The organism is Pseudomonas sp. TMB3-21 (assembly GCF_054898145.1).
This window is the reverse complement of sequence record NZ_CM142718.1, coordinates 1,854,055-1,878,500: the sequence shown is the minus strand read 5'-3', so window position 1 is coordinate 1,878,500 and position 24,446 is coordinate 1,854,055. Positions and strand designations below refer to the sequence as shown.

22 protein-coding genes are annotated in these 24,446 nt (G+C 58.9%); 6 read left to right on the top strand and 16 right to left on the bottom strand.

What is annotated here, in order from left to right; genetic code table 11:
• Positions 1 to 60: 60 nt before the first annotated feature.
• The 4 genes from ACYZTS_RS08675 to ACYZTS_RS08660 all read right to left on the bottom strand — a co-directional run bounded on the left by ACYZTS_RS08675 (position 61) and on the right by ACYZTS_RS08660 (position 4,380).
• Positions 61 to 978 carry an SdiA-regulated domain-containing protein gene (locus tag ACYZTS_RS08675; protein ID WP_461995350.1) on the bottom strand — a complete coding sequence of 306 codons (918 nt, stop codon included), beginning with the start codon at positions 976 to 978 and terminating at the stop codon, positions 61 to 63.
• Positions 979 to 1,095: 117 nt separating this feature from the next.
• Positions 1,096 to 2,025: an SdiA-regulated domain-containing protein gene (locus tag ACYZTS_RS08670; protein WP_028623691.1), complete on the bottom strand. Its 930-nt coding sequence runs from the start codon at positions 2,023 to 2,025 to the stop codon at positions 1,096 to 1,098.
• A 257-nt stretch (positions 2,026 to 2,282) separates the two neighbouring features.
• Entirely contained in the window at positions 2,283 to 2,948 is a 666-nt protein-coding gene (locus ACYZTS_RS08665) for a fumarylacetoacetate hydrolase family protein (protein ID WP_028623690.1), read from the bottom strand.
• A gap of 37 nt (positions 2,949 to 2,985) precedes the next feature.
• Entirely contained in the window at positions 2,986 to 4,380 is a 1,395-nt protein-coding gene (locus tag ACYZTS_RS08660) for an FAD-binding oxidoreductase (protein WP_461996383.1), read from the bottom strand.
• Between the two features lie 203 nt (positions 4,381 to 4,583).
• Here ACYZTS_RS08660 and serA point away from each other — a divergent pair, with 203 nt between their 5' ends.
• The gene (serA, locus tag ACYZTS_RS08655; protein WP_028623688.1) at positions 4,584 to 5,813 is read left to right on the top strand and encodes a phosphoglycerate dehydrogenase; all 1,230 of its coding nucleotides are present in this window, start codon (positions 4,584 to 4,586) and stop codon (positions 5,811 to 5,813) included.
• Between the two features lie 120 nt (positions 5,814 to 5,933).
• Here serA and ACYZTS_RS08650 read toward each other — a convergent pair whose 3' ends face one another.
• Positions 5,934 to 6,359, bottom strand: coding sequence for a DUF4399 domain-containing protein (locus ACYZTS_RS08650; protein WP_028623687.1), 426 nt, complete (start codon positions 6,357 to 6,359; stop codon positions 5,934 to 5,936).
• 134 nt (positions 6,360 to 6,493) lie between these two features.
• On the opposite strand from ACYZTS_RS08650, the gene ACYZTS_RS08645 reads away from it, so the two are divergent.
• Positions 6,494 to 7,081, top strand: a complete 588-nt coding sequence (locus ACYZTS_RS08645) for a transporter substrate-binding domain-containing protein (protein WP_461995347.1) — start codon at positions 6,494 to 6,496, stop codon at positions 7,079 to 7,081.
• 122 nt (positions 7,082 to 7,203) lie between these two features.
• On the opposite strand, the gene ACYZTS_RS08640 is transcribed toward ACYZTS_RS08645, so the two are convergent.
• Both ACYZTS_RS08640 and ACYZTS_RS08635 read right to left on the bottom strand, forming a co-directional pair.
• Entirely contained in the window at positions 7,204 to 7,689 is a 486-nt protein-coding gene (locus tag ACYZTS_RS08640; protein ID WP_461995345.1) for a 2-thiouracil desulfurase family protein, read from the bottom strand.
• Positions 7,690 to 7,691: 2 nt separating this feature from the next.
• Positions 7,692 to 8,324 (bottom strand): 2OG-Fe(II) oxygenase, encoded by a 633-nt coding sequence (locus ACYZTS_RS08635; RefSeq protein ID WP_461995343.1) that lies wholly within the window; start codon positions 8,322 to 8,324, stop codon positions 7,692 to 7,694.
• Positions 8,325 to 8,432: 108 nt separating this feature from the next.
• Here ACYZTS_RS08635 and ACYZTS_RS08630 point away from each other — a divergent pair, with 108 nt between their 5' ends.
• Positions 8,433 to 9,170: a DUF2059 domain-containing protein gene (locus ACYZTS_RS08630; RefSeq protein WP_028623683.1), complete on the top strand. Its 738-nt coding sequence runs from the start codon at positions 8,433 to 8,435 to the stop codon at positions 9,168 to 9,170.
• A gap of 131 nt (positions 9,171 to 9,301) precedes the next feature.
• Here ACYZTS_RS08630 and bipL read toward each other — a convergent pair whose 3' ends face one another.
• Complete coding sequence (gene bipL, locus ACYZTS_RS08625) at positions 9,302 to 10,249, bottom strand: phospholipase BipL (protein WP_461995341.1); 948 nt, start codon at positions 10,247 to 10,249, stop codon at positions 9,302 to 9,304.
• 97 nt (positions 10,250 to 10,346) lie between these two features.
• On the opposite strand from bipL, the gene ACYZTS_RS08620 reads away from it, so the two are divergent.
• Together ACYZTS_RS08620 and ACYZTS_RS08615 are read left to right on the top strand one after the other, a co-directional pair.
• Positions 10,347 to 10,958, top strand: a complete 612-nt coding sequence (locus tag ACYZTS_RS08620) for a DUF6436 domain-containing protein (protein ID WP_461995339.1) — start codon at positions 10,347 to 10,349, stop codon at positions 10,956 to 10,958.
• Positions 10,959 to 11,041: 83 nt separating this feature from the next.
• Positions 11,042 to 13,444 carry a penicillin acylase family protein gene (locus ACYZTS_RS08615; RefSeq protein ID WP_461995337.1) on the top strand — a complete coding sequence of 801 codons (2,403 nt, stop codon included), beginning with the start codon at positions 11,042 to 11,044 and terminating at the stop codon, positions 13,442 to 13,444.
• A 148-nt stretch (positions 13,445 to 13,592) separates the two neighbouring features.
• On the opposite strand, the gene ACYZTS_RS08610 is transcribed toward ACYZTS_RS08615, so the two are convergent.
• Positions 13,593 to 14,558: a GlxA family transcriptional regulator gene (locus ACYZTS_RS08610; RefSeq protein ID WP_461995335.1), complete on the bottom strand. Its 966-nt coding sequence runs from the start codon at positions 14,556 to 14,558 to the stop codon at positions 13,593 to 13,595.
• A 358-nt stretch (positions 14,559 to 14,916) separates the two neighbouring features.
• On the opposite strand from ACYZTS_RS08610, the gene ACYZTS_RS08605 reads away from it, so the two are divergent.
• Positions 14,917 to 15,558, top strand: a complete 642-nt coding sequence (locus ACYZTS_RS08605) for an HD domain-containing protein (RefSeq protein ID WP_461995333.1) — start codon at positions 14,917 to 14,919, stop codon at positions 15,556 to 15,558.
• Between the two features lie 130 nt (positions 15,559 to 15,688).
• On the opposite strand, the gene ACYZTS_RS08600 is transcribed toward ACYZTS_RS08605, so the two are convergent.
• The 7 genes from ACYZTS_RS08600 to ACYZTS_RS08570 all read right to left on the bottom strand — a co-directional run bounded on the left by ACYZTS_RS08600 (position 15,689) and on the right by ACYZTS_RS08570 (position 24,102).
• Positions 15,689 to 16,582 (bottom strand): ABC transporter permease subunit, encoded by an 894-nt coding sequence (locus ACYZTS_RS08600; RefSeq protein ID WP_461995331.1) that lies wholly within the window; start codon positions 16,580 to 16,582, stop codon positions 15,689 to 15,691.
• Complete coding sequence (locus tag ACYZTS_RS08595; RefSeq protein ID WP_236645641.1) at positions 16,582 to 17,460, bottom strand: ABC transporter permease subunit; 879 nt, start codon at positions 17,458 to 17,460, stop codon at positions 16,582 to 16,584. Before ACYZTS_RS08595 ends, ACYZTS_RS08600 begins: the two co-directional genes overlap by 1 nt.
• Positions 17,461 to 17,495: 35 nt before the next feature.
• Positions 17,496 to 18,638: an ABC transporter ATP-binding protein gene (locus ACYZTS_RS08590; RefSeq protein WP_028623675.1), complete on the bottom strand. Its 1,143-nt coding sequence runs from the start codon at positions 18,636 to 18,638 to the stop codon at positions 17,496 to 17,498.
• 69 nt (positions 18,639 to 18,707) lie between these two features.
• A complete protein-coding gene (locus ACYZTS_RS08585) occupies positions 18,708 to 19,805 on the bottom strand; it encodes a polyamine ABC transporter substrate-binding protein (protein ID WP_461995328.1) in 1,098 nt (365 codons plus the stop codon).
• Positions 19,806 to 20,039: 234 nt separating this feature from the next.
• Complete coding sequence (locus ACYZTS_RS08580; protein ID WP_461996380.1) at positions 20,040 to 21,137, bottom strand: polyamine ABC transporter substrate-binding protein; 1,098 nt, start codon at positions 21,135 to 21,137, stop codon at positions 20,040 to 20,042.
• A 181-nt stretch (positions 21,138 to 21,318) separates the two neighbouring features.
• Positions 21,319 to 22,683, bottom strand: a complete 1,365-nt coding sequence (locus tag ACYZTS_RS08575) for an aspartate aminotransferase family protein (protein ID WP_461995326.1) — start codon at positions 22,681 to 22,683, stop codon at positions 21,319 to 21,321.
• Positions 22,684 to 22,743: 60 nt separating this feature from the next.
• The gene (locus ACYZTS_RS08570) at positions 22,744 to 24,102 is read right to left on the bottom strand and encodes a glutamine synthetase family protein (protein WP_028623671.1); all 1,359 of its coding nucleotides are present in this window, start codon (positions 24,100 to 24,102) and stop codon (positions 22,744 to 22,746) included.
• Between the last annotated feature and the right edge of the window lie 344 nt (positions 24,103 to 24,446).

Below are 24,446 nucleotides of genomic sequence, written 5' to 3'. Positions count from 1 at the left end.
GGTGTGCCATTTAAACCGCCATCGCGAGCAAGCTTTGCTCCCACGGATGAGAGGTGCGACTCAGGGTTGCGCAGGCTTCTTGAACACATAGAACAGGTTCGGCTCGCTCACCAGGTACATCGTTCCGTCGTCATCCATGGCGATGCCCTCCGCTTGCGGCACAGTCTTCTGCAATCCCTGACGCCCCTTGCTCAATGACATGGTGCTCAGGGGCCGCCCGTCCACATCCAGCTCCAGAATCAGCCGCGACTCATCCGACAGCGCCAGCAAATGCCCGCTGCGCTCGTCGTACTGCAGGCTGGACAGGTCGCGCACGAACATCCCGGCATCGCGCTTCGGGTTGTTCACGACGTGCACCGCATAGGATTTTTCCGGATTGTAATGAGGAAAACCCTGCACTTCATAAATCAGCATCGGGTCGCGTTCCTTGGCGACGAACAGGCGCTTGCCCACCGAATCGTACGCCAGTCCCTCAAAGCCCTTGTTGCCATTCATGTGCACGCCCAATGTCATCTGCTCGGCATCGGCCGCGTCGAGAAAGGTGGTTTCCTCGTCCAGATGAATCTTGATCAACCGCTGCTGGTGTTCGTCGGTGATCACGTAAGTGTCGGCGCTGATGAATTCCACGGCCTCCGGATCACCGAAACCGACCAACGAAATACGGCGAATGATCTGGCCTTCCAGCGACAGCTCAACCAGTTCGGAGTCTTTGTTGGTCACGGTAAACAGACTTTTGCGCACCGGATCGTACGTCAGGGCAGACACATTATCGTTGAGCCCATCAATGACCCGCGCCTCGACCATGACTCTGTAATGATCGAGACCAATGGACTGGGCGCTTTCCGCCTGCCAAAGCGTGTGCACATTGAACCAGGCGCGCTCGAACAGGCGCATGAACTGGCCAATCGCAATCAGCGCGATCAGGGCAATGACCCCGAACATCAGAATCAGGGGTTTGGGGCGGGCAAGTCGGCGCATTCAGGGAAGCTCGGAATCAGGACGGGCGGATGAAATACCACGGCAGTCTGAATTGAAGCTTAATGGCCATTAGCCTTGGCCTACAACCAGGAGTAAGCATTCCTACACGTTAGTCGATCAGTGCTGCTTTTCGAATCGATAAAACAGGTTCGGCTCACTGACGATGTACAGTGTGCCCGCCTCGTCCATGGTCACGCCCTCGGCGCGCGGGATGGTCTTTTTCAACCCGTTGAAACCGCCAAGCAAGGTCATGAAACTGACCTGCTCGCCCGTCTCGTCAAGCTCCAGCAGCAGGTGTGAATCGGCAGACAGCACCAGCGTGTGACCCGTGCGAGGGTCGATGGCCAGCGCCGACAGGTTACGGATATCCAGTTCGTCGCTGGCGAGCTTCTGCTTGTCTCCGGTGAGCGTCTGGCTGCCGTCGCTTTTCCAGCTAAACAATGCCGGTGGACGTTCTTCGCCCAGCAGGATCTGCTGACGCCCTGCGTCCCAGGCAATCGCTTCAAACGCCTTGTTCTGGTTTTCGGATGGACCGAGGTCGTATTTCGGGAAGCTGGCGATATTCAGCTCACGGGTCGCGGCATCGACTTTGACGATGGACAAGACGTGCGCGCGTTCATCGACGATCGCCAGCAAACCGTTGCCCATCGCCGTCAGCGCCTCCGGATTGCTCCAGCCCACCAGCGGCATTTTGCGCAACACATCGCCCTGCAAAGTCAGCTCGACCAGAAACTGATTCTTGCCCATCACCGAGAACAGGGTTTTGGTTTGCGGGTTGTACGCAAGGTCGGACGCTTCGTCCTCTTCCATGCCAGGCAGTGCTTTCGCGTCGATGACCGCCTTGTAATCCGGCAGCCAGATGCTGTCCTTACGCTCCGTCTTTGATTCGAAACGCTCTTGCAACCACAACACACCACGGTCGTCCCAATGCATCGCGAAGGCCAGGCCATAGGCGGCTGCGACAATCAGCACAAACCAGACATACCAACGCATGGAGAAGCGCGGGCGGCGGGCGTTTACAAACTTTGCAGTTGGCTGGGGGGGCATGGAGAAAACGTTCCGGAAATTCAGGCCAGAGGTAATAGCACAAGCGCGAGCGCGGAAGATGTCGACCGCTGCAGAATTATCCAGACAAAATGTGAAAAAAACGGGAAACGGCGGGACGGCCCATCTCCATGATCGTTCCCATGCTCTGGTCTGCACCCCATCGGTTGTGTCCAACTTTTGGGGTGCAGACCACTCCGCGTGGGAACGATCAAATGACCAATCGCTATCGCCAGCAAGCTGGCTCCTACTGCAGTGACTCAGCGGACGCTGCTGTTGAAGCTGCTTGCACCCGGTAATTCGATCACCAGTTCGTCGCCGACATTCAACGGGCCAACGCCCACCGGCGTACCCGTCAGAATCACATCACCGGCCTGCAGCGAAAAGCAACCCGCCATGTATTGGATCATCGGCACGATCGGGTTGAGCATGTCCTTGCTGTTGCCATCCTGGCGCACTTCGCCGTTGATGGTCAGGCGAATGCCGATGTCGGTCAGGTCGGCAAAATGGCTGCCGGAAACGAACGGGGCGATCACTGCGGCGCCGTCGAAGGACTTGGCGATTTCCCACGGCAGACCTTTGGATTTCAGTTCGGCCTGCTTGTCACGCAAGGTCAGGTCCAGCGCCGGAGCAAAACCGGAAATGGCGTCGAGCACTTCTTCACGGCTCGGTTTGGTCGACAACGGCTTGCCGATCAGCACCGCGATTTCCGCTTCGTAATGCACAGAGCCGCGCTCGGTCGGAATGCTGAAACCACCTTCCAGCGGCACCACGCAGCTGCCCGGCTTGATGAACAGCAGCGGTTCGGTAGGCACCGGATTGTCCAGTTCCTTGGCATGTTCGGCGTAGTTGCGGCCGATGCACACGACCTTCCCCAGCGGGAAGTGAATACGGGTACCGTCGACATACTGGTGCTGATAGCTCATTGACCGACTCCTGATTCGTTGCACTTAAGTTCGAAAATCAAACTGCGAAGATCTTGCCCGGGTTCATGATGCCGTTCGGGTCGAACACCGCTTTCACCGCTTTCATGTACTCGATCTCAACCGGCGAGCGGCTGTAGGTCAAGTAGTCACGTTTGGTCATGCCAACGCCGTGTTCGGCAGAAATCGAACCGTTGTACTTCTCGACGGTTTCAAACACCCACTTGTTGACGGTCGCGCACTTGGCGAAGAACTCGTCCTTGCTGAGGTTTTCCGGCTTGAGGATGTTCAGGTGCAGGTTGCCGTCGCCGATGTGGCCGAACCAGACAATTTCGAAATCCGGGTAATGCTCGCCAACGATCGCGTCGATTTCCTTGAGGAACGCGGGGACTTTCGACACGGTGACCGAAATGTCGTTTTTGTAAGGCGTCCAGTGCGAGATGGTTTCGGAAATGTACTCGCGCAGCTTCCATAGATTCTGCAACTGGGTTTCGCTCTGGCTCATGACGCCATCCAGCACCCAGCCCTGCTCGACGCAGTGCTCGAAGGTTTCCAGCGCATGGTTGGCGACTTCTTCGGTGGTCGCTTCGAATTCCAGCAACGCGTAGAACGGGCAATCGGTCTCGAACGGCAGCGGCACGTCGCCACGGCCCATGACTTTGGCCAAGGCCTTGTCGGAAAAGAATTCAAACGCGGTCAGATCGAGTTTGCTCTGGAAGGCGTGCAGCACCGGCATGATCGCGTCGAAGTCGGCGGTGCCAAGGACCATGGCGGTGAGATTTTTCGGGGCACGGTCCAGGCGCATGGTCGCTTCCACGACAAATCCGAGCGTCCCTTCGGCGCCGATGAACAGCTGACGCATGTCGTAACCGGTGGCGTTCTTGATCAGGTCGCGATTGAGCTCCAGCAGATCGCCCTTGCCGGTGACGACTTTCATGCCGGCGACCCAATTGCGGGTCATGCCATAACGAATCACCTTGATCCCGCCAGCATTGGTGCCGATATTGCCGCCGATCTGGCTGGAACCTGCCGAAGCGAAATCCACCGGGTAATACAAGCCTTTTTCTTCAGCAACGTTTTGCAGCTGCTCGGTGACCACGCCCGGCTGGCACACCGCAGTGCGATCAGTCAGGTTCACCTCGAGAATCTGGTTCATGTAGTCGAAAGACACAACGACTTCGCCATTCGCCGCGACGGCGGCGGCGGAAAGCCCGGTGCGTCCGCCCGATGGCACCAGCGCAACCTTGTGCGCGTTGGCCCAACGCACGATGGCCTGGACCTGTTCGGTGGTTTTCGGGAACACGATCGCAGACGGTGCCGGGGCGAAATGCTTGGTCCAGTCCTTGCCGTAAGCATTGAGGGAGTCGGCGTCGGTCAGCACCTTGCCAGGCTCAACCAGGGTCTTCAGCTCATCAATCAGCGCAGGATTGGTCATCGACAGAACTCTCGAACAATTCATGGTCATCCTGAGAACGCTTCACGTCGCAGGAATGAGTGTTTAGCGGGGCGCCTATGCTAGCATATCGGCCCCGCAGGATAGTGCCCAACGGCTATTCTGCGGCGACGGTTTGTTGCCGTCCGGGTCAGCGTCTGCTGGCTATTTCCTGCCATTTTTCTCCGGGATACAGGTTTACGCAGATGAGCAAGACTTCTCTCGATAAGAGCAAGATCAAGTTCCTTCTTCTTGAAGGCGTCCACCAATCGGCTGTCGACGTCCTCAAGTCGGCTGGCTACACCAGCATCGAGTACCTCACCGGTTCTCTGCCGGAAGCCCAGCTGAAGGAAAAGATCGCTGATGCCCACTTCATCGGCATTCGCTCTCGCACGCAACTGACCGAAGAAATTTTCGATCACGCGAAGAAGCTCGTGGCGGTCGGCTGTTTCTGCATCGGCACCAACCAGGTCGACCTCAACGCAGCGCGCGAACGCGGCATTGCGGTGTTCAACGCGCCCTACTCCAACACTCGCTCCGTAGCGGAACTGGTGCTGGCCGAAGCGATCCTGTTGCTGCGCGGCATCCCTGAGAAAAACGCATCCTGCCACCGTGGCGGCTGGATCAAGAGCGCAGCCAATTCCTTCGAAATCCGCGGCAAGAAGCTGGGTATCGTCGGGTACGGCTCGATCGGCACGCAACTGTCGGTGCTGGCCGAAGGCCTGGGCATGCAGGTGTATTTCTACGACACCGTGACCAAGCTGCCTCTGGGTAATGCGACCCAGGTCAACAATCTGCACGAGCTGCTCGGCATGTCCGACATTGTCACCCTGCACGTGCCGGAAACCGCGGCCACCCAGTGGATGATCGGCGAGAAAGAAATTCGCGCGATCAAGAAGGGCGGCATCCTGATCAACGCCGCTCGCGGCACCGTGGTCGAGCTGCAAGCACTGGCGGATGCGATCAAGGATAAGCACCTGATCGGCGCGGCCATCGACGTTTTCCCGGTGGAGCCACGCTCCAACGACGAAGAGTTCGAAAGCCCGCTGCGTGGCCTGGACAACGTGATCCTGACCCCGCACATCGGCGGTTCCACCGCTGAAGCGCAGGCCAACATTGGTCTGGAAGTGGCGGAAAAACTGGTCAAGTACAGCGACAACGGCACCTCGGTATCGTCCGTGAACTTCCCGGAAGTGGCCCTGCCGGCTCACCCTGGCAAGCACCGCCTGCTGCACATCCACGAGAACATCCCGGGTGTGATGAGCGAGATCAACAAGGTCTTCGCCGAAAACGGCATCAACATCTCCGGTCAGTTCCTGCAGACCAACGAGAAAGTCGGCTACGTCGTGATCGACGTCGATGCGGATTACTCGGAAATCGCCCAGGAGAAGCTGCAGCACATCAATGGCACCATTCGTTGCCGCGTGTTGTTCTAAGAGCAGCTACAAGTGGCAAGCTTCAAGCGGCAAGTCAAGTTCGCTGTTGCTTTGACTTGCCGCTTATAGCTTGAAGCTCGCAGCTATCAAAAACGGGAGCCCCAAAAGGGCTCCCGTTTTTTATTTCACATTGACCGTAATCTTTTCCGACACAATCGGCGGATCGAACGGCATGTGGCCCGCATCGCCCAGTTCGAGCTGCAAGGTGTGCTTGCCCGGCGCCAGTTTGATGGTGGCTTCGGTTTGCGCCTTGCCGAAGTGCATGTGGTTGGCGTCGGTTGGAATCGGCGCGCCTGCAGGTGGCAGTTTGTCGACGTCGATCAGCAAGTGATGGTGGCCGGTGTTTTTGGTGACGTCGCCCGCTGGAGCCAACGAGATGTGTTTCACGCCGAACTTGACCTTGAACTCCTGCGGCACGGTGGCGCCATCTTCAGGGGAAACAATGAACGCTTCTGCCCCTTTGGGCGCAGGCGTCGCAGCCGTCGCCAACATCGAAGCACTCAGCAACAGGCCAGCGAAAGCGGCTCGTGACATAAAGGTTTTCATTTTCTTCTCCAGTTTTTCCGTAAAATCCGCTCGGTCATGACAACTTCATGACCATTCGTTGTCGAAGGCACGCATAACCATAGCAAAGCGAGCCTGATCCTGAGCCTCGCGATAATGAATTCAAAGGAGTGACCATGCGCTTTCTGCCTGGCCTGATCTGCCTGCTACCCCTTCTGAGCCCGCTGGCTCATGCCGAACTGATCGACGACGTCAACGACCGCGGTGAACTGCGCATTGCCCTTGAGGCTAATACACCACCCTTCAATTACAAGGACGACGGCAAACTCGCAGGCTTTGAAGTCGAGCTGGGTCAGATGCTGGCCAGTGAACTGGATGTGCGCGCCGACTTCGTCGTCACTGATGCCAATGATCTGCTGGCCGGCGTCGAGAGCGGCAAGTACGACGTCGCCATCAATCACATAGCACTGACCCCGGATCTCAAGGATCGTTTCGACTTCAGCGAGCCTTACACAATCGCCGACGGGCAATTGATCGCGCAGAAGGAAGAACAACCGCGGCCGATGGTGCTGGTGCAGTCGCTGCAGGACGCCGCACCCAAAGCAGTGCAGAAAGTAAGCCTGGCGATACCGTTTCAGAAAGGTAACCCGGCGTTTCACGCCAGCCTGGAGAACGCGTTGCAGCGGATCAAGGCAGATGGACGCCTGGAGGCGCTGGAGCAGAAGTGGTTGAAGGCAGATTCAACCGCGAACCCGCAACCCTGATCTTCGAGTCAGCGGCTTACCCCGTGGGAGCGAGCTTGCTCGCGATGAGGCCGGCAGCCGAAAGAGATGTCGACTGACAAACTGCTATCGCGAGCAGGCTCGCTCCCACAGGGGTTGTGACTTCAGGCTTGTGCGATCAGCGCTTCGACCGCTTGTGGCAACTCCAGCTCACTGAAGACTTGCACTCCATGGCGTTTGAGCAACGCAGCGGTGACGCCTTCGCCGCTGACCTTCACGCCACTGAACGTCCCGTCATAGGTGAGCAAATTACCGCACGACGGGCTGTTGGCCTTCAGCACGGCAACTCGAATACCGTGCTCGCGCACTAACGCCAGCGCTTGGCAAGCACCGCTAAGAAACTGCGCACTGACATCTTCGCCATCCGTCGTGATTACCGCGGCCTGCCCATCCAGCACTTCACTCCCCTGCCCGCCGGGAATCTCCGCCGCCGCCCGCGGTGTCGGCAAACCGCCGGCCACTTCCGGACACAGCGGCACCACGCGACCTTCATCAAGCCACTGCTGCAGCAGATCAAACGGCCCGCTGGCCCCGCCGTCGTAGCGAACGCGGTGCCCCAGCAGACAACGGCTTACCAGAATCTTTTGCATGATCAGAACGGCTCGTTGCCGCGACGCCGGAACCAGCCCGTCAGAGACAGCCGATCACGCGTTGCCGGCAAAACTTCGTGGGGCACTCCGCCCGAGAGGAACACCACCAGGCAGCCTCCGGTCGGCACCACATCGTATTCAACGCCATCCTTGAGGTACATGCGCAGCTGACCGCCGTGTTCCGGCAACCAGCCGTCATTGAGATAGACCACCGCCGAGACCATGCGCCGGTCATCATCGCGGAAACGGTCGACGTGCTTGAGATAAAAAGCCCCGGGCGGGTACATCGCAAAATGGCTTTCGAAGTCTTCAAGGCCCAGGTACAAACCGCGATTCATCGCCTCGCGCAGGCTGTCCATCAGCTGCAGGTAGCTATCACACGCCGGTGCCTGACCCGGCTCGATCCACTGAATGTGGTCGCCACGAATGCCTTCGCGCACTTCCGAGGTCGCCCCGCGCCCCACTGCAGCCGGGGCCAGTTCACCTTCGGCAGCACGTTTGCGGCACTCGGCCGCCAGTGCTCCGGTCAGATCCAGAGGCAGGAAGATATTCTGCTGCGACCAGCCCTGTTCGGCCAGGTCGTCGACGATACGTAACAGCAGCGGGTGATCAGAGGGTATTTGCATGGCGCGCATAGTATTCCTGTGTCCGAAAATCCGACAGAGCCGCGCAGCGCCTTGATACGAATTCTCGACAAGTCCGGATGCCACACGGAGAATAGTCGCCTGCTGACAGGAGTCCCTATGCGCCGTTTGCTTTTCTCACTGCTGATATTCTGCGTAATGCCTGCCTGGGCAGACGGCTACGACCAGCTGTACAAGGTTGCCGGCTGGCCGGAACAACGCGCGCATTTCAACGACGCCCTCTCGGCGGCGCAGCAGCGCTATCAGAACAGCCTGCCGCCGGCGGTATTTCAGGCGCTGCTGAACAACAGCAACAAACGCTTTGCATCACAGGCCGTGGATCAGCGTGCCGAAGCGCAACTGCGCAAGACCCTCGCCGACCCCCAACCGGCCCTGGCATTTTTTCAGTCGCCCTTGGGCAAGAAAATCGTCGCGGCTGAATTGCTCGCGACCCGGCGCGATCAACTGGCGAAAAACGCCCAGGGTCTGCCGAAGATGCAGGTCAGCGATAACCGCCAACTGATCATCGGCCACTTGGCCCAGGCATTACCGGCGCGCGAAGCGGGTGCGGAAGTCAGTCTGGCAATCGCCGGTGTCGCAGCCGACAGCCTGAGCTCGATGATCCCCGGCCTGCTCGGTGGCGGTCAGGCGCAAGGCATGTTGAACGGGCAACGCCAGCGTTTGATGGATCAGATCGGCAGCGATGTGAATAACACGCTGCTGTACGTTTACCGCGACCTGTCGGATAACGAACTGGAAGAATTCGCCACGTTTGCCGAGTCGACTGAAGGCAAGGCTTATTACCAGGCAGCACTGGCGGCGATTCGGGCGGGGTTGGCGGTGGGGCAGAATCCTTGAGTTTGACGCGGTAAATCTAGTGCCCGTTATGCCCCTTTCGCGAGCAAGCCCGCTCCCACACGGAAATGTACTCCCATGTGGAAGCGAGCCTTGCCCAGGGTGGCGATAAGCCGAAGGAACCGGTGCTGCCGCTAAAGATTCCGGCCATTAATCCGCTTACTCAAAAACCCGAAATACTCCTGCCGCATCGCCAACGTCTCGTTCGCCAGATGATGTCGCCCCTGCGGCAACATCAACACCTGCGGTCGATCGAACTTGGCTTTCAATATCTGCAGGTTATGCACCCAATCCACCGTCATGTCCGCCTGCCCCTGCACAATCAGCGGGCGCCGAGTGCTGGCCGGCGCGGCTTCAATTCGCTTGATCCACCGCGCCAATGCACCAACCCACGCCGTCGGTAAACGCCGCGGCTGTAACGGATCGGCCTGCAGGAACGGTAAAAAATCCGGATCGTTGGAGTTTTCGCTAAAGCGCCGCGCGATGCCTTTGACGAAAGGCTTGAGCACGTAATAGCTGAGCTGCGACCAGCCCCAGGCGCGCGGTCGCACCAATGGCGACAAGAGGATCACCTGACCTTGGGCCGGACTGTCCGCCCCCGCGTTCAAGACGTGATCAATCACAATCGCACCGCCGGTGCTTTGCCCGCACAGGTGCCACGGTTTCGGTAAGTCCAGCGCCTGCGCCTCGACAAACAGTCCTTGCAGCGTGTCCTGATACTCGGCGAAATCCTTGATACTCGCCCGCTCACCGCTGGACAGCCCATGCCCCGGCAAATCGCAGGCAAGCACCGCAAAACCCTGATCCAGCGCCCACTCGATCACATGCCGATACAGCCCGGTGTGATCGTAGAAACCGTGGAACAACAGCAGCGTCGCCTTCGCCCGCGCTGGCCACCAGACCTGGCTGACCACTTGGTAACCGCCCACCTCGAAACGACCCAGACCACTGCGCAATTCGCGCCCGGGGAAATCCACACCGTAGAAGCGCTGGTAAGCCTGCGCTTCTTTCGACAGCGACTGCCACCCGGCCAAGGGCCGCAAGCTGGCACGCAGAACATCAGGGTCGAAGTTGGCAGGCATGGATGATTCCAAATCATGAAACAGACTTTATGGGCCTGCGATATTCATCTGTCGCGGCAAGCATGGCAAGCTGGGCGACCTTCGAGGACACCGACCCATGCGTTCGCCTTACCGCACCCCACTGCTCGCCACCCTGCTCGTTCTCGTGTGTGCCGGTGTTTTGTGGGCGGCGTATGACTGGTTTCAGGGCCGCTACCTGCGCGCATTCAGTTCGCATACGGCGGTGTTCTCCGGCGATCCCTTGCGCCTGCCCGATCAGCTCGCCGGCGCCGGCGCGATCCGCCTCGTGCACTTCTGGGATCCAGCCTGCCCGTGCAATGTCGGCAATCAACAACACCTCACCGAACTGGTCGCCCGCTACGCGCCGCAAGGCGTGGAATTTTATGCCGTGCAAAAAACCGGCAGCCACGGGCAATTGCCGGACAGCCTGGGCGATCTGAAAACCATTACGGTTTTACCCGGCGCAGAACAGATCCCCGCCAGCCCCGCCGTGGCGATCTGGGATCGCAGCGGCAAACTGGCGTACTTCGGCCCGTACAGCGAAGGCCTGACGTGCAATTCCAGTAACAGTTTTATCGAGCCGATTCTGCAGGCGCTTAACGAAGGTCGCGCGGTGAACGCCACGCACACGTTGGCGGTGGGGTGTTACTGCCCGTGGCCGGCCCACACCGCGAAGCGTGACAAACCCGGCAATACGAATCCCTCCTAAGGGTGATGGGCCGGGCCGGCAAGCCGTGTTAAACAGTGGCGCCAGGGAACTGCTGCCTTACATAACAAGAACAAGGAATTCTCATGAAGCGTCTGCTGACCGTACTTGCCCTGCTGATCGTCGTGCTCGCCGCCGGGGTCGGTTGGTACGTCTACAGCAAGCAGCCGACACGCCAGGGCATGGTCGAATTGCAGCATCTGCAAGGTTCGGTCACGGTGCGTTACGACGAGCGTGGCGTTCCGCATATTCGTGCTGAAAACGAACCCGATATGTACCGAGCCCTCGGCTACGTGCACGCCCAGGACCGCTTGTTCCAGATGGAAATCCTGCGCCGTCTCGCCCGCGGCGAACTGGCGGAAGTGCTCGGCCCGAAACTGCTCGACACTGACAAGCTGATGCGTAGCCTGCGCATTCGCGAACGCGCTGAAACCTACCTGGCGAATCTGGACAAGCAGTCGCCCACGTTCATCGCCATGCAGGCTTATCTCGACGGCATCAACCAGTATCAGGACAGCCACGCGAAGCCTGCCGAGTTCAATGCGCTCGGCATTTCCAAGCGCCCGTTTACCGCGCAGGACACCATCAGCATCGCCGGCTACATGGCCTACAGTTTTGCTGCAGCGTTTCGCACCGAACCGTTGTTGACCTACGTGCGCGATCAGCTCGGCCCCGAGTACCTGAACGTCTTCGATCTGGAATGGCAGCCCAACGGCGTACTGGCGAAACACCCTGGCAGCACTGTGCGGCACCTTGCCAACGTGGACTGGCAAGACCTCAATGCCCTCGCTCGCCTGAGCGAACAGGTATTGGCCGACAACGGCCTGCCGCAGTTTGAAGGCAGCAACGCCTGGGTGGTCGCCGGCAGCCGCACAAAAAGCGGCAAACCGCTGCTGGCCGGTGATCCACACATTCGTTTCTCCGCGCCATCGGTGTGGTACGAAGCTCAGCTCTCGGCGCCGGGCTTTGATCTGTACGGCCACTATCAGGCGCTGATGCCATTCGCTTCCCTCGGGTTGAATAGCCATTTCGGCTGGAGCATCACCATGTTCCAGAACGACGATCTGGATCTGATTGCCGAGAAGGTCAATCCGGACAATCCAAACCAGGTCTGGTATCGCGGCAATTGGGTGGACATGGTTACCACCGAACAGCAGATCGCAGTCAAGGGCCAGGCACCGGTGACGCTGGTGCTGCGCCAGTCGCCGCATGGCCCGATCGTCAATGACGCACTGGGCAAGAACGCCGGCAAAACACCGATTGCCATGTGGTGGGGTTTCCTCGAAAGCCAGAACCCGATCCTTGAGGGTTTCTACCAGCTCAACCGCGCCGACACCCTGGCCAAGGCTCGCAGTGCAGCTGCCAAGGTCCAGGCGCCGGGCCTGAACATCGTTTGGGCCAATGCCAAGGGCGACATCGGCTGGTGGGCGGCAGCGCAACTGCCGAAGCGTCCGGCGGGCGTGCGGCCGTGGTTCATCCTCGATGGTGGTAGCGCTGAGGCGGACAAGGATGGTTTCTACCCGTTCAGCGCCAATCCGCAGGAAGAGAACCCGGCGCGCGGCTATATCGTCTCGGCCAATTTCCAACCGGTGTCACCGGCGGGCATCGAGATCCCGGGCTATTACAACCTGGCGGATCGGGGGCAGCAGCTCAACGGTGAACTCAGTGACAAGACCATCAAATGGGATCTGGAAGCGAGCAAGCAACTGCAATTGGGCACCACCACCGCGTACGGCCCACGTTTGCTCGCGCCGTTGTTGCCGGTACTGCGCGACGTGACGAGCGATGCGGCCGAGCTGAAAATGATCGAGCAATTGGCGCAGTGGAAAGGCGACTATCCGCTGGATTCCACCAGCGCTACGCTGTTCAACCAGTTGCTGTTCAACCTGGCCGACGCAACGATGCACGACGAACTGGGCAATGACTTTTTCGAAACGCTGCTCTCGACCCGGGTGATCGATGCCGCGCTGCCTCGCCTGGCCGCAGATGCGAAATCGCCGTGGTGGGATAACCGCAACACCCTCGGCAAGGAAACGCGCGCCGATACGGTCAAGCTGGCGTGGCAAGCGAGCCTTGCGCACCTTCGGTCCACACTGGGTGGCGATACTGCGCAATGGCAGTGGGGCAAGGCGCACACGCTGACGCACGGCCATCCGTTGAGTCAGCAGAAGCCGCTGGACCGTGTGTTTAACGTCGGACCGTTCGCCGCGCCCGGCAGCCATGAAGTGCCGAACAACCTGTCATCGAAAATCGGCCCCGCGCCGTGGCCCGTTACTTACGGCCCCTCGACCCGCCGTCTGATCGACTTCGCCGACCCGGCGCACAGCCTGACCGTCAACCCGCTTGGCCAGAGCGGCGTGCCGCTGGACAAGCACTATGAGGATCAGGCCGAGGCGTATATCGAAGGAGTGTATTTCCAGGCGTACCTCAATGATGAGGAAGTCATGGCCAATACGCGGAGTACGTTGAAGATTTTGCCGGCGCGGTAAAACTTGTCGCCTGAGCTGCAGCAATCGTCGGATCGCCGCCCGGAGCATGCTCGCTCCCACAGGGTGGAAAGCGTTCCAGATGTGGGAGCGCGCTTGCTCCGGGCGGCGATCCGACGATGAGGCACTGACGGGCACTCTAAATACCCGCTCAAACCATCGCCGAAAAATTCAGCCTGAACTGCTTCGGCGTTATCCCGAGTCGGCGGTTGAAGACACTGCGCATGTGCTGGGCATCGCGAAAACCGCATTGGTAGGCCACGGTTTTCAATGGCGACCGGGTGCTCTCAAGCAGCACCCGCGCCGCATCCACCCTCGCCCGCTCGACAAACTCCGCCGGGGTGATTTTCACGTCCTTGGCAAACACCCGGGAAAAGTTGCGCGCGCTCATGTTGGCCGCATTGGCCAGGTCGGCAACTGTCAGATCGCCGGTGAGATTGGCCAGCACGTAATGCTGGACCATCGCCACCGCCGACGTCGGTTCGGCATGGGGCGTGAGGAATGGACTGAACTGCGATTGTCCACCTGAGCGCTGCGTGAACACTACTAGCCGTTTTGCCACGCTCAGCGCAACTTCCGCTCCGTGATCGCGGGCCAGCAGGTACAGCGACAAATCAATGCCTGCCGTGACCCCGGCCGAGGTGTACAGCTCGCCGTCCTGCACGTACAGCCGATCCGCTTCAACCTGCGTGCCAGGGCACAACGCCGCCAACGCCGCTGCATCGCCCCAATGAGTAGTCACCGTCCTGCCCTGCAGCAACCCGGCCCGGGCGAGCATGAAAGCGCCGTTGCAGATCGAGCCGAAACGCTGCGCCCGGGCGCAAGCCTCGCGTAGCCAGGCATCGAAGGCCATTCCGAAGTCCATGAAAGGCAACTGCGGGCCACCCGCAACCAGCAACAAGTCATACGCATCGAGCGCTTCGCTGAAATGCCGATGGGCATTGAGCGACAAACCGTTGGAACAGGCCATGACTCCGCGCTCGACGCCGATCACTTCCAGGCGATAGTGATCCTGCGAGGGAAGGAAACGATTGGCTTCGGAAAACACATCCATGGGGCCGGTGACATCCAGCGACTGGACGCCTGCGAAGACCACGATGGCGATGGTTTTGGTCATTTGACTCGCCTCAATGGAACGGTATGCACCCTACACCTGTAGCAGCTGCCGAGCCTGCGAGGCTGCGTCCGGCTGCGAAGCAGTCGTAAATTCTGCACGCACGGTTTAATGGAGAGACCGCTGGGTAAGATTTAACGACTGCTTCGCAGCCGGACGCAGCCTCGAAGGCTCGGCAGCTGCTACAGGGCGCGCTTAATCTGGGTTCCAACTTAGCCAATTCAAGCCTCACAAGCGAGGCTGGCGCGATATGCAGGTTGATTGGCATGGATCGCCGCCATGGTCCGATTGTCCGCGTTGAGGGTGAAGAACAGACTGATTCCATCAGCGCCGTTATGGCGTTTTTCACGAGGTAAGGCCCATGAACAACACCATCGCCGGCATTAAAATTCCCGACAGCACTTTGGCCAAGGCCACCACCGAATACATACGCGACGTCGAATCCGACCTGCTCTACCACCACTCTTGCAGGGTATTTCTGTTCGGCGCGTTGAGCGGTGAACGCAAGCAGCTGACCTACAACCCGGAGCTTTTGTATGTGGGGGCAATGTTCCATGACTTGGGTCTGATGGAAGGCCATCGTTCAGCAGGCGAGCGCTTTGAAGTCGACAGTGCCAATGCCGCCAAAGCGTTTCTCACACCTTATGGATTGAGTGATGACGACATCGAGCAGGTGTGGCTGTCGATCGCTTTGCACACCACGCCGGGCGTGCCGCAACACCTGCGCCCGAACGTGGCGCTGGTGACTGCCGGGGTGGAGATGGATGTGCTGGGCATCGATTACGCCGCGTTCCCTGACGATCAGCGTAACGCTGTCGTGCATGCGCACCCACGCGGTGACGGGTTCAAGGAATGCATTTTGTGTGCGTTCGCCAATGGCTTCAAACACAAGCCTGATACCACGTTTGGTACGGTCAACGCCGATGTCCTGGTGGACAGCGAGCCGGGGTTCAAGCCGATGAACTTTGTCGAGATCATCCGCCAATCGCCCTGGGTGGCATAGAATCCTTGTAGGAGCCGGCTTGCTGGCGATGGTGGATCAGCAACATTTTTGTCGACTGACACACCATCGCCGGCAAGCCGGCTCCTACAGGGGATGGGGGTTGATCACAAAGATGTGGCAACCATCAGGTTCAAACCACTCCCGGCGCCTGCTGCGCCCGACGCACATCCGGCTGCTTCCACGAATCCGCCGCGCTTTCTTCGATCGCTTGCTGAATCGCGCGCTTGCGCGCTTCTTCGGCACGGCGGCTGAAGAACCACACCAAAAACGTCATCAGCGACACCGCCAGCAGAATCAGGCTGGCCACAGCGTTGATCTCCGGCTTCACGCCCAGACGCACCGCCGAGAACACTTCCATCGGCAGCGTGGTCGAGCCCGGCCCGGAGACGAAGCTCGCCAACACCAGGTCATCCAGCGACAGGGCGAACGACATCATGGCGCCAGCACCCAGCGACGGCGCGATCATCGGAATGGTGATCAGGAAGAACACCTTCCACGGGCGCGCGCCAAGGTCCATGGCCGCCTCTTCGATGGACAGGTCCAGCTCACGCAAACGTGCCGATACCACCACCGCCACATACGCCGAACAGAACGTGGTGTGGGCAATCCAGATAGTGATGATGCCGCGTTCCTGTGGCCAACCGATCATCTGCGCCATCGCCACGAACAGCAGCAAGAGCGACAGACCGGTGATCACTTCCGGCATCACCAGCGGCGCGGTGACCAAACCACCGAACAGCGTGCGACCCTTAAAGTGGCTGATCCGCGTCAGCACGAATGCCGCCAGGGTGCCCAGCGCAACCGCCGCCACCGCCGTGTAGCAGGCGATTTCCAGCGAACGCAGCACCGAACCCATCAGCTGCGAGTTGTCCATCAAGCCGACGTACCACTTGATCGACCAGCCGCCCCACACCGTGACCAGTTTCGAGGCGTTGAACGAGTAGATCACCAGGATCAGCATCGGCAGATAGATGAACAGCAAACCCACCACCAGCATGAAACTCGAGAAACGGAAGCGCTTCATTATTTGCCCTCCATTTCTTTGGCCTGACTACGGTTGAACAGAATGATCGGCACGATCAGGATCGCCAGCATCACCACCGCCAGGGCAGAGGCCACCGGCCAGTCACGGTTGTTGAAGAATTCCTGCCAGAGCACTTTACCGATCATCAACGTTTCCGGCCCGCCGAGCAGTTCCGGGATTACGAACTCACCCACAACCGGAATGAACACCAGCATGCAGCCGGCGATGATGCCGTTCTTGGACAGCGGAATGGTGATTTTCCAGAAGCTGTTGAAGGTACTCGAACCCAGGTCGGACGCGGCTTCCAGCAAGCTGTTGTCGTGTTTCACCAGGTTGGCATAAAGCGGCAGGATCATGAACGGTAGATAGGAATACACAACGCCGATGTAGACCGCCAGGTTGGTATTGAGGATCTGCAGCGGCTCGTCGATCCAGCCCATGGTCATCAGGAAACCGTTGAGCAAACCGTTGTTGCTGAGGATGCCCATCCACGCATAAACGCGGATCAGGATTGCGGTCCAGGTCGGCATCATGATCAGCAGCACCAGCACCGTCTGCATCTCTTTACGTGCGCTGGCGATGGCGTAGGCCATCGGGTAACCGATCAGCAGGCAAAGCACGGTGCTGATCAGCGCCATCTTCAGCGAGCCGAGGTAAGCGGCGATGTACAAATCGTCGCCGGCCAGCAAGGCGTAGTTGCCAAGGTTCAACAGCAACTGCAGTTTTTGCTCGGCGAATGTGTAAATTTCGGTGTACGGCGGAATGGCGACATCGGCTTCAGCAAAGCTGATCTTCAACACAATGAAGAACGGCAGCATGAAGAACAGAAACAGCCAGATGAACGGAACCCCGATGACCAGCTGACGGCCACCGGGAATTATTCGGTTGAGTCGGCGTTTGAACTTGCGCATGTTCATGAGCGAAGCACCACGCCGCTATCGTCTTCCCACCAGACGAACACTTGATCGCCCCAGGTCGGGCGCTGACCGCGACGTTCGGCGTTGGCGACGAACGACTGCACGACTTTGCCGCTCGGCAATTCAACGTAGAACACCGAATGGCCGCCGAGGTAGGCGATGTCGTGGACTTTGCCGCTGGACCAGTTGTATTCACAGGTAGGCATGTCGGCGGTGACCAGCAGTTTTTCCGGCCGAATCGCGTAAGTGACCGACTTGTCCTGAACCGAGGTACTGATGCCGTGACCGACGAAAATGTTGCGGTCCAGATCCTTGCAGGTGATCACCGCATGGCCCTCGGCATCGTCCACCACTTCGCCTTCGAAAATGTTGACGTTGCCGATGAATTCGCAGACCAGGCGACTGGTCGGCGTTTCGTAAATGTCGATCGGGCTGCCAATCTGCGCGATCCAGCCCAGGTGCATGATCGCGATGCGCTCGGCCATGGTCATGGCCTCTTCCTGATCGTGCGTCACCATCACGCAGGTGACGCCAACGCGCTCGATGATCTCGACCAGTTCCAGCTGCATCTGCGAACGCAGTTTTTTATCCAGTGCGCCCATCGGTTCGTCGAGCAGCAACAGCTTCGGCCGCTTGGCCAGCGAGCGGGCCAGCGCGACACGCTGACGCTGACCGCCAGACAGTTGATGCGGCTTGCGCTTGGCGTATTGGCTCATCTGCACCAGCTTGAGCATTTCGGCCACACGCGCGTCGACTTCAGCGGCGGAAATCTTGTCCTGCTTGAGGCCGAACGCGATGTTCTGCGCCACGGTCATGTGCGGGAACAATGCGTAGGACTGAAACATCATGTTGATCGGCCGCTCGTACGGCGGCATGTCGGTGATGTCTACGCCATCAAGGAAAATGCGCCCCTCCGTGGGCCGCTCGAAGCCTGCGAGCATGCGCAGCAAGGTGGATTTGCCCGATCCCGAACCGCCGAGCAAGGCGAAAATTTCGCCTTTCTTGATCTCCAGGGACACATCGTCCACCGCAATCGTCTCGTCGAACTTCTTCGTGACCCGGTCGATTTTGACCAGCACCTGCTTCGGTGTCTGGTCGCCCTCGAGGGCTTTCTTGTAGGCGCCGGAGGCAACTGCCATTTACGAAACTCCCAACAAAATTGCAGTTCGCCTCAAGCGGGCGAACCTTGGATAGTTTGAGCCTTGAAGCTATTTGCCCGACTTGACCTTGGTCCAGCTGCGGGTCATCAAGCGTTGAATGTTCGGCGGCAACTCGGTCGACACGTAGGTCTTGTCGAGCACGGCTTGCGGCGGATAAATCGATTCGTCAGTGCGGATGGACTGCTCCATCAATGCGTCCGAAGCCGGGTTGGGGTTGGCATAACCGACGTAGTCACTGACCTGAGCGATCACCTCGGGTTTCAACAGATAGTTGATGAACGCGTGGGCTTCCTTGGCATTGCTCGAGTCTTTCGGGATCGCCAGCATGTCGAACCAGAGCGCGCCGCCCTCTTTGGGAATCGAGTAAGCGATGTCCACGCCTTTGCCCGCTTCGGCCGCACGGGCCTTGGCCTGGAAGATGTCGCCGGAGAAGCCGATGGCGACGCAGATGTCACCGTTGGCCAGGTCGGCAATGTATTTGGAGGAGTGGAAATACGTCACGTACGGACGCACTTTCAAAAGCTTGGCCTCGGCCTTTTTGTAATCTTCAGGGTTGGTGCTGTTGGCGTTGAGGCCCATGTAGTTGAGCACGGTGGGCATCATTTCATCGGCGGAGTCGAGGAACGCTACACCGCAGCTTTGCAGCTTCTTGATGTTCTGCGGCTCGAAGACCACGTCCCACGAGTCGATCTTGTCGAGGCCAAGCACTGCCTTGACCTTTTCAACGTTGTAACCGATGCCGTTGGTGCCCCACAGATAAGGCACGGCGTATTGATTGCCCGGGTCATTCTGCTCCAGGCGCTTGAGCAGCACCGGGTCGAGGTTGGCGTAGTTGGGCAGTTGTTTCCTGTCGAGCTTCTGGAAAGCGCCGGCCTTGATCTGCTTGCCAAGGAAGTGGTTCGACGGCACAACCACGTCGTAACCGGTGCGCCCTGCCAGCAACTTGCCTTCGAGGGTTTCGTTGGAGTCGAAGACGTCGTAAACCGGTTTGATGCCGGTCTCTTTTTCGAAGTCGGCCAAGGTGGTCTCGCCGACGTAGTCCGACCAGTTATAAATATGCACGGTACCGGCAGCTTGAACGTTGACCGCCAGGGTCAGCCCGGCGCCGACCAGCAATGCATTGCGTAACAGAGAAAAAATTGGCAAGTGGAGGTCCTCTAAAATTAGTTGGGCCCAAGTTGCCCGCGTTACATGACAGCCATGGCTGCCCGGCAACAAACCGGCGCGCAACTTACCCTCGATAAACCATTCCAGCAAACTTTATGACGATGTAGCAGCTGCCGAAGGCTGCGTTCAACTGCGGAGCAGTTGTGCTGTTGAAATCGCGGAGGTCCTTCGGACCTCAACGCCGCCTTCGGCAGCTGCTACAGGTTTTACTGATTACTTACCGGATTTAATCTTGGTCCAGCTGCGCGTCATGATCCGCTGGGTCGCCGCCGGCAGGTCGGCAATCGCATACAGCTTGGCCAGCACGTCCGCAGGCGGGTAGACGCCCGGGTCTTCGGTAATGTCTTTTTCCACCAACGGCGTGGCGGCCGAGTTGCCGTTCGGGAAGCGCACGGCGTTGGTGATTTCAGCCATGATTTCCGGCTTCATCAGGAAGGTCATGAACTTGTAGGCGCCTTCGACGTTTTCGGCATCTTTAGGGATGGCGACCATGTCGTAGAAGCTGCCTGCACCTTCTTTGGGAATGTTGTAGCTGACTTTGACCTTGTCACCGGCTTCAGCGGCACGCGCTTTGGCCTGGTAGATGTCACCCGAGTAACCGACGGCTACGCAGATGTTGCCGTTGGCCAGGTCGGAGATGTACTTGGAGGAATGGAAATAGCCCACCGAAGGACGAATCTTCAGGAACAGTGCTTCGGCTTCGGCCAGTTGTTTTTTGTCCTGGCTGTCGGTTGGATAGCCCAGGTAGTGCAACGCCACCGGAAGCATCTCGGTTGGCGAATCGAGGAAACTGATACCGCACGATTTCAACTTCGCAGCGTTTTCAGGTTTGAACAGCAAGTCCCAGGAATTGGTCGGCGCATCGACACCCAGTGCAGCCTTGACCTTCTCGGCGTTGAAACCAATGCCGATCGAACCCCACATGTACGGGAAAGCGTGTTCGTTGCCCGGGTCACTCACCGAGACCGCTTTGAGCAGGTCAGTGTTGAGGTTTTTCCAGTTGGGCAGCTTGGACTTGTCCAGTTTCTGGTAGACGCCAGCCTTGATCTGCTTGGCCAGGAAGTTGTTCGACGGCACGACGATGTCGTAGCCGGACTTGCCTGCCAACAACTTGGCTTCCAGGGTTTCGTTGCTGTCGAAAACGTCGTAAACGACTTTGATCCCCGACTCGGCTTCGAATTTCTTGACGGTATCCGGTGCGATGTAATCAGACCAGTTGTACACGTGCAGGACTTTGTCATCCGCCTGAACTGCGCCTGCCATCACGCCCATCAGGGACATGGCGAGGAGGGTCTTGCCAGCTATCTTCATACCTAATGCCTTCATGGGTAATGCTCCAGTTTTTCTTTTTAGCCGCATGCTCGGCAGCCTTTCCCGGTCATCCGAACGGTGGGTAGTCTGGCAAGATCCAAGGCAGGCTTTCAAGGAAAGACCCAACCTTTGTTTGCTCCGAGCAAAATGCGCGCATCGCACTTCGCTCAGAGCCTAGCACTTAGCCCTGCAACGCACTCAGCGTCAGGTCCAGACACTGGCGTGCCTTGGTCACCAGCTCATCGATTTCAGCCTTGGTAATCACCAGTGGCGGAGCAATGATCATGGTGTCGCCGACGGCGCGCATGATCAGGCCGTTTTCAAAGCAGAACGTGCGGCAGATCATGCCGACGCCCTTGCCTTCGTAACGCTTGCGCGTAGCCTTGTCCTGAACCAGTTCAATGGCCCCCAACAGGCCGACCCCGCGCACTTCCCCCACCAACGGGTGATCGTTCAGCTCCCGCAGACGCTTTTGCAAATAGGGTGCCGACTCCGTATTAACGCGCTCGATAATTTTCTCGTCGCGCATGATGCGGATGTTTTCCAGCGCCACGGCTGCGGCGACAGGATGGCCGGAGTACGTGAAACCGTGGTTGAAATCCCCACCTTCGTTGAGCACTGCGACCACCTCGTCGCGCACGATCAGGCCACCCATCGGGATATAGCCGGAAGTCAGGCCTTTGGCGATGGTCATCATGTCGGGCTTGAGGTCGTAGAAATCGGTACCAAACCACTCACCGGTGCGGCCGAAACCACAAATCACTTCGTCGGCGACAAACAGGATGTCGTACTTGGCGAGGATTTCCTTGATGCGCGGCCAGTAGGTGTCTGGCGGAATGATCACGCCGCCGGCACCCTGGATCGGCTCGGCAATAAAGGCACCGACGTTATCCACGCCGACTTCGAGAATCTTCTCTTCCAGCTGATTGGCCGCCCACACGCCGAATTCTTCCGGCGTCATGTCGCCGCCTTCGGCGAACCAGTACGGCTGCGCGATGTGGACGATGCCCGGGATCGGCAAGTCGCCCTGCTCGTGCATGTACGTCATGCCACCCAGGCTCGCGCCGGCCACGGTGGAACCGTGATAACCGTTCTTGCGGCTAATGATGACTTTCTTGTTCGGCTGGCCCTTGATCGCCCAGTAGTGGCGAACCATGCGCAGCATCGTGTCGTTGCCTTCGGAACCGGAACCGGTGAAGAACACATGGTTCATGCCCTGCGGCGCGATATCGGCAATGGCTTTGGCCAATTCCAGCACCGGCGGGTGAGCAGTCTGGAAGAACAAGTTGTAGTAAGGCAATTCACGCATCTGCTTGCTGGCGGCATCAGCCAGTTCGTCGCGACCGTAACCGATCGCCACACACCACAGGCCGGCCATACCGTCGAGAATCTTGTTGCCCTCGCTGTCCCAGAGGTACACACCCTTGGCGCTGGTGATGATGCGCGGGCCTTTCTCTTTCAGCTGTTTGAAATCGCTGAACGGCGCCAGGTGGTGATCGTTGCTCAGGGTTTGCCATTCACGGGTTTGCGGATTATTGCTGGTCATGCGAATTCTCCTAAAAAGATCAGGTGAAAGCGCCGCCCGACAGCGGCGGCGCCCGGCGTATCAGACGGCGAAGAGCAGGAATTCCCGCTCCCACGAACTGATCACGCGCTTGAAGTTTTCATGCTCGGCCCGCTTGACCGCGACGTAGCCAGTGATGAATTTCTTGCCCAGGTATTTCTCGACAGTCGCGCTGTTTTCCATACGTTCCAGCGCGTCTTCGATGGTCAGCGGCAGGCGCAGATTGCGGCGCTCGTAGCCACGACCCACCACCGGTGCGCTTGGGTTCAGCCCTTCGACCATGCCGATGTAGCCGCAGAGCAAGCTCGCGGCAATCGCCAGGTACGGGTTGGCGTCGGCGCCCGGCAGGCGGTTTTCCACCCGACGGTTTTGTGGCCCGGCATCCGGAACCCGCAGGCCCACGGTGCGGTTTTCTTCGCCCCATTCGACGTTCACCGGCGCCGAGGTGTCCGGCAGGAAGCGGCGGAACGAGTTGACGTTGGGCGCGAACAGCGGCAGCAGTTCCGGGATCAGTTTCTGCAAGCCACCAATGTGGTGCAGGAACAGCTGACTCATGGTCCCGTCTTCGTTGGAGAACACGTTTTTGCCGGTCTCCATGCTGATGATGCTCTGGTGCAGATGCATCGCGCTGCCCGGCTCGCCGGTCATGGGTTTGGCCATGAACGTCGCCGCGACGTTATGCTTGAGCGCCGCTTCGCGCATGGTGCGTTTGAAGATCAGGATCTGGTCGGCCAGGGACAGGGCATCGCCGTGACGGAAGTTGATTTCCATCTGCGCCGTGCCGTCCTCGTGGATCAGTGTGTCGAGATCCAGCTCCTGCAATTCGCACCAGTCATAGACATCTTCGAACAGCGGGTCGAACTCGTTCGCCGCCTCGATCGAGAACGACTGGCGGCCCGTTTCCGGACGACCGGAACGGCCAATCGGCGGCTGCAGCGGGTAGTCCGGGTCGTCACTGCGTTTGGTCAGGTAAAACTCCATTTCCGGCGCCACGATGGGCTGCCAGCCTTTGTCGGCATAGAGTTTCAGGACTTTCTTCAAGACGTTGCGCGGCGACAGCTCGATCGGGTTGCCTTGCTTGTCATAAGCGTCGTGGATCACCTGAGCGGTCGGCTCGATGGACCAGGGCACCATGTACACCGCATTCTGGTCGGGGCGGCAGATCATGTCGATGTCAGCCGGGTCGAGCAGTTCGTAATAGATGTCGTCTTCGACATAGTCGCCGGTCACGGTCTGCAACAGAACGCTCTCGGGCAGGCGCATGCCTTTCTCGGCAATGAATTTGTTGGTCGGCGAAATCTTGCCCCGGGTGATCCCGGTCAAGTCGGCGATCATGCATTCGACTTCTGTGATCTTGCGGTCTTTCAACCAATCGGTGAGCTGGTCGAGGTTGTTACTCATAAATGCCTCTTAGGCTGAGTTTCCTGACTCTTGGGAGTCAGGCGTTGTTTGACGCGTGGGCGTCGCATGGTCCAGATTGCCACTGTCGTTGCCGCGCACGAATACCCGCCTCGACAGTGGCGTGGGCAGGCATTGTAGGCTTTGCGCGTGCAGAATCATGAGCGGCACACGACGCATTGGCCGAGCCGCACTCAAGAAAGAGTTCTATATTGGAAGAAGCGCCGGTCAACAGACTGCCATAGAGCCCGTCCAGAATATCGGACGCTGCCGGTAGAAAGGTCTGCGGCGGGCAGGTGGTGACGCCGATTAACGGCAGGCGAGACATGAAGCACCCCGGTATTATT